This is a genomic window from Citrobacter sp. Cf118 (assembly GCF_030334095.1).
Lineage (GTDB): Bacteria > Pseudomonadota > Gammaproteobacteria > Enterobacterales > Enterobacteriaceae > Citrobacter > Citrobacter freundii.
Genome location: NZ_JAOWES010000054.1, coordinates 1 through 5,211 on the forward strand (window position 1 = coordinate 1; position 5,211 = coordinate 5,211).

5 protein-coding genes are annotated in these 5,211 nt (G+C 46.9%); 1 reads left to right on the top strand and 4 read right to left on the bottom strand.

Features of this window, described 5'->3' with window-relative positions; all coding sequences use genetic code 11:
* From OGX67_RS01935 to OGX67_RS01950, 4 genes are all read right to left on the bottom strand, one after another.
* Window positions 1–266: IS5/IS1182 family transposase (locus tag OGX67_RS01935; protein WP_032255513.1), on the bottom strand; the 266-nt coding region annotated here is incomplete at its 3' end.
* Between the two features lie 45 nt (window positions 267–311).
* Complete coding sequence (locus tag OGX67_RS01940; RefSeq protein ID WP_032951328.1) at window positions 312–704, bottom strand: hypothetical protein; 393 nt, start codon at window positions 702–704, stop codon at window positions 312–314.
* A gap of 14 nt (window positions 705–718) precedes the next feature.
* On the bottom strand, window positions 719–1,474 hold the full coding sequence (locus tag OGX67_RS01945) for a hypothetical protein (RefSeq protein ID WP_009654999.1): 756 nt from the start codon (window positions 1,472–1,474) through the stop codon (window positions 719–721).
* A gap of 153 nt (window positions 1,475–1,627) precedes the next feature.
* Window positions 1,628–3,337, bottom strand: a complete 1,710-nt coding sequence (locus OGX67_RS01950; protein WP_007372173.1) for a DUF4942 domain-containing protein — start codon at window positions 3,335–3,337, stop codon at window positions 1,628–1,630.
* A 718-nt stretch (window positions 3,338–4,055) separates the two neighbouring features.
* Here OGX67_RS01950 and OGX67_RS01955 point away from each other — a divergent pair.
* A protein-coding gene (locus OGX67_RS01955; protein WP_286525769.1) for an IS3-like element ISSen4 family transposase occupies window positions 4,056–5,182 on the top strand; the annotation gives its coding sequence in 2 pieces (ribosomal slippage) (window positions 4,056–4,320 and window positions 4,320–5,182; 1,128 coding nt in all).
* The last annotated feature ends 29 nt before the right edge of the window (window positions 5,183–5,211 follow it).

Below are 5,211 nucleotides of genomic sequence, written 5' to 3' on the forward strand. Positions count from 1 at the left end.
AGGCGCATGGAGGCGATTTCGTACAGGGCATCTTCCATGGCACCGTCGCTCAGGTTGTACCAATGCTGCATGCAGTGAATACGCAGCATGGTCTCCAGCGGATAGGGCCGTCGGCCATTGCCCGCCTTGGGATAAAACGGCTCGATGACAGCGGTCATATTCTGCCATGGCAGAATCTGCTCCATGCGGGAGAGGAAAATCTCTTTTCGGGTCTGACGGCGCTTAGTGCTGAATTCACTATCGGCGAAGGTGAGTTGATGGCTCATGATGTCCCTCTGGGATGCGCTCCGGATGAATATGATGATCTCATATCAGGAACTTGTTCGCACCTTCCCTAGCTGAGCGCATTTTGCAACGCGGACTGAGTGGTCAAGGTTGACCTTGTCGAATTCAGCCTTCAGTTGCTCATCTGGCTTAGCTTCGTTAACAGTTACCAGAATCCGACTAGCATACTCGCTACCCTTGGCTTGATTGCCTACCATCTTACCCAGTACACGGCCAGCTTTTGATTTCGCTTCAGTCAAACGTTCCTCGCCATTTTCGAGGTAGTCTTTACATGCGATAACAGCAGCAATCTCGGAAGCATGAACTTTCATCACGTCATTCAGTTCGTCACGAGATGGAGAGCTTTCCGCTGATATTGCGAAACTTGATGCATTAATTGCAAATAAACAAACAACCGCATTTAATATTATTTTTCTCATCACAGGTTTCCTTTTTATTGGTTACGAGGCAATGCTGCTTCAGACAGCTGGTAATTCAATATTGATAAGTAGGCCAGAGGTATAGTTGCTGCCGGGATTAACCATTCATACCTGAGCGAAAAGTATGACCACGAAAGTAAAACAACACCAGAGATAGCTGAAAATGCGAACAACGGCCCAATATTCATAAAAGTACTTTTACAAATGACTGGTATACTTTTCAGCAGAGAACCTTTACACCGCGTAACTGTTGGTATGAATAAAACGAGCATTGGCGTAGCGATAAATACGCTCAAAGTGGCAAGGGCGTACATATTGAAATACACTATTAGGTTGGAGTAAGCCAGACTAATGCTTGTTAATGTTGGTTGTTTATATTCAACATGGTTGGTTTCACCCGCAACCGCTGAAGCAATCATAAATTTGACTAACCACAATATTACGATCATTAGTACGGTCAGGAATAATGCATAAACTAACACAACGATAAAGTTGCGTAGTTCTTCCCAGATATTCAATCTTAGCTCTGAGCTTTGATATCGGCATAAGATAGCCGTAAGGTAGAGGGTGAGTACAACTGGCTGTAAGATAAAAAATGCAAGCCCCTCCATTGTCACATTTTTCATGATGAGTGTCAGGAGTCCACCACCAGCAATTATCGGCAAGAATATTGCCAAAATACCATGAAGAGATGCCATTGTTTTCATGGAGGACAACATTATTTGTTTGGTATCTTCGAAAGATAATTTATTGATGAGAAATGCTGACATTGTGTTTCCTCTTCATGTAGTTGGCTCAATTGTCGCATGTTGAAAAATTTGAATAGCATTTAACATCGACAAACTGACGGCTTTTTCTCTATCTCATTTTTTCTGTTCAGTTACGGGTGACGAAATTAACTCGACCAGCTCTTCCTTTCCCCACTATTCATGGGCATCAACGGAGAAAAGTTTTATGGATTCTGCGGTTCCTTCAAAGGCGTTGTCATAGCAACCCAGAATATTGATGTCGTAACCGGGCCCAGCTTCTCGGGTTAAAAGATGCTCCTTTGCGCTCCCTGGCAGTATTGCTATCAAGCGTCCTCCCGGTTTCAGGAATCTCATCGCATGTTGAAAATGTGCAATCCAGCGTGAGTCACTAAATGGAGGATTCATCAGAATTCTTTCAAACAAGCCGGTATTTTCAGGCTTGACCAATAGAAAATCATTAAGGGTGACGTTCCAGCGCAGGCCAGTAATTGCAACAGCTGCGGGGTGTATATCAAAACCAGTAACATCCACCCCCTCTGGTAACCCTTTCAGTAGCGCACCAAGACCGATATTCGGTTCCAGCAAACGCATACCTGAAGCCACCATACATTCATCAATTGCTCGTTTCTGGAGTTCTCCGACCGTTGCATAGAACTGGTGCGTATAGCGGTCAGGTATAGAACCATGTAATGCCAGAAGTTTGAATGCTTCAACGGGGCTAAAGTCAAAGTCATATACTTCTCTATATCTTCTGACAGCACCCAATGACTCCCATATGTTCACCAGTTCTTTTTTCTCACTAACAGACTGGTTGTCCCGCAGGATAAAAGTGTGCGGCCCCGGTGACAGGTGTTTGCCCGCGTTCAAATGGTCAGTGGCATATGATATTAAGGAGTTAACAGCAGAGAATGATATCAACTGCGACCGATATTCATTGGTTTTTACAGTTCTTGCGGAGTTATGGCCGGTGGTGTATCGGCGATCGAGAGGAATGCAGCCTGGCATTAAATGGGATAGTACCAGATTGAGATTGTCACAAGTTTCCTCCTCAATCAGGATATGCACATTGCCGTTAATAAACCCCTTCACTTTAAGACTATCGTTATCAATACTTACCCATTCGCCAGGGTTACTCATCATGTACTCTTTGACCGCAGCCGAATTCACATCCTCAGCACCGCTTCGTCCATACATCAGTCCAATAACCTTACGAAGGTCATTAAAATAGTTGAGATAGTCATAGGATCTGCGGTTATCTCTACTTGGTAAGCAGCTGGCTATGATGAGTTTGTTGCTGAAGCCCTGGGCACGGTTAGTCTTATGCAGAGCGGAGAGCTTTTCAAACACACCATGAACCATCTGGGCGAAGTAGTCTTTTTTCTCTTCATTCAATGCGAATGCGGTAGAAAAGATACTTTCTTCGTTGAAGGGTACAGGCTTAAGCTTCTCAAAATTTGATTCTGATGATTTTCGCCATGCCCTCAATCCTTCGTTCCAGTCATCGTATCTTTCGGTGGGCATAAATGGTTTTACGCCGGTCAGATCGAGCAGCTTTTGCCAGTACTTTTCATCGAGAGCACAGCGGGCCCGTTCTATACAGAACAAATTTTCTACAGCCAGCGTATATTTGATGGAATTGTCACAAGAATCACAGAACATGCGCCATGCTTCATCATGCCGGTTCCGCATCACTGCATCATACATGGCCTGCATGTGCTTCAGTGTTGTGTTGTATTCCACCAGCAGATCGCGCATGGCATTTAGTTTTTGAAAGCCGTCATGTTCAATGAGGCCACTTTGACTGTCTACGGGATTAGCATAAAGGCTGAGGACGTCTGATTCATTTTCATCGTTATTCGCTAATACAGCTGTCGGTAGGTTCATCAGATTTCTCCAAATAGAGAAATTATGAGACAGGTATGGCAGGTGACGAAGCAAATCGACGAACTACATAAGCCGGGATATTTGGGGATACCGTGAAGTACATAGCACGGCGGAAGTCCAAAAAAAGAGACCCCAGTAAGGGGTCTTAAATGAGGTATATATAACTATCAGATCACAGAGCCCGAAGCAGACTACTCAACGTCCTGAATTTCAGGAAGCTTCAACCCTTTCGGATAGAAGATTGTATGAACAGTCAGGTCAGCCAGGAACGTAGATTTGATAATTAATTTTATTATAGGGTTAATACTATCCCAAGAATCGGGCGAATTCCAGATAGTGGCATCACAGCTTTCAGGATACTGGTTAACTCCAGGAGCATGGCCAGCCGTGCAGCGCATTGGGTCGGTTGATTCATGCTCGCATTTAGGGCAAATATAGCGCCGCAGCTGGTGTTCACCTAGGTCTTGGTCAAAATCGTGAGGAGTTTCCCAGCAATGAACATCTTCAAGCTCAGGTAGCCTGGACGGAGTGTAAAAAGCCCACGGCACTTCCGTACCTCGCAGTACCTCAAGTGCGTGTATCACCCGCTCAGGCTCGATTTTAAGCACGTCACTGTATGCTTCTATTCGATCACGTAACAGGCTGGCTGACCTGCTCCCCGTTGATTAGTACACCCCGATGTTAGTAATGTCTTCATAAGCCACATGAGGACATCCCCATGAAGAAGCGTTTTTCCGACGAACAGATCATCAGTATTCTCCGCGAAGCCGAAGCCGAAGCTGGGGTACCCGCCCGTGAACTCTGCCGCAAGCATGCCATTTCCGATGCCACGTTTTACACCTGGCGTAAGAAGTATGGCGGTATGGAGGTGCCTGAAGTTAAGCGCCTGAAGTCGCTTGAGGAAGAGAACACCAGACTCAAGAAGCTGCTTGCCGAAGCCATGCTGGATAAAGAGGCGCTTCAGGTGGCTCTTGGGCGAAAGTACTGACGACAGACCAGAAGCGGGAAGCCGTGATGTTGATGTGTGATGCGACCGGTCTGTCGCAACGTCGTGCCTGCAGGCTTACAGGTTTATCCCTGTCGACCTGCCGCTATGAGGCTCACCGTCCGGCTGCTGATGCGCATTTATCAGGGCGCATCACTGAGCTGGCACTGGAGCGCAGGCGTTTTGGCTACCGTCGTATTTGGCAGTTGCTGCGCCGTGAAGGGCTTCATGTTAATCATAAGCGCGTGTACCGGCTTTATCACCTCAGTGGCCTGGGCGTAAAACGCAGAAGACGTCGTAAAGGGCTGGCAACAGAACGTCTGCCGCTGCTCCGTCCGGCGGCGCCCAATCTGACCTGGTCGATGGATTTCGTCATGGACGCACTTTCCACCGGTCGCAGGATCAAGTGTCTTACCTGCGTCGATGATTTCACAAAGGAATGCCTGACGGTCACTGTTGCCTTTGGGATTTCAGGCGTTCAGGTCACGCGTATTCTGGACAGCATTGCACTGTTTCGAGGCTATCCGGCGACGATAAGAACTGACCAGGGGCCGGAGTTCACTTGCCGTGCACTGGATCAATGGGCCTTTGAGCATGGTGTTGAGTTGCGCTTAATCCAGCCGGGCAAGCCAACGCAGAACGGATTTATTGAGAGCTTTAACGGACGATTTCGCGATGAATGTTTGAATGAGCACTGGTTCAGCGATATCGTTCATGCCAGGAAAATTATTAATGACTGGCGGCAGGATTATAACGAATGCCGCCCGCACTCCACGCTGAATTATCAGACACCGTCTGAATTTGCAGCGGGCTGGAGAAAGGGTCATTCTGAGAATGAAGATTCCGACGTTACTAACTGAGTGTTGTATCTAATCGTGGGGGCAGGTCA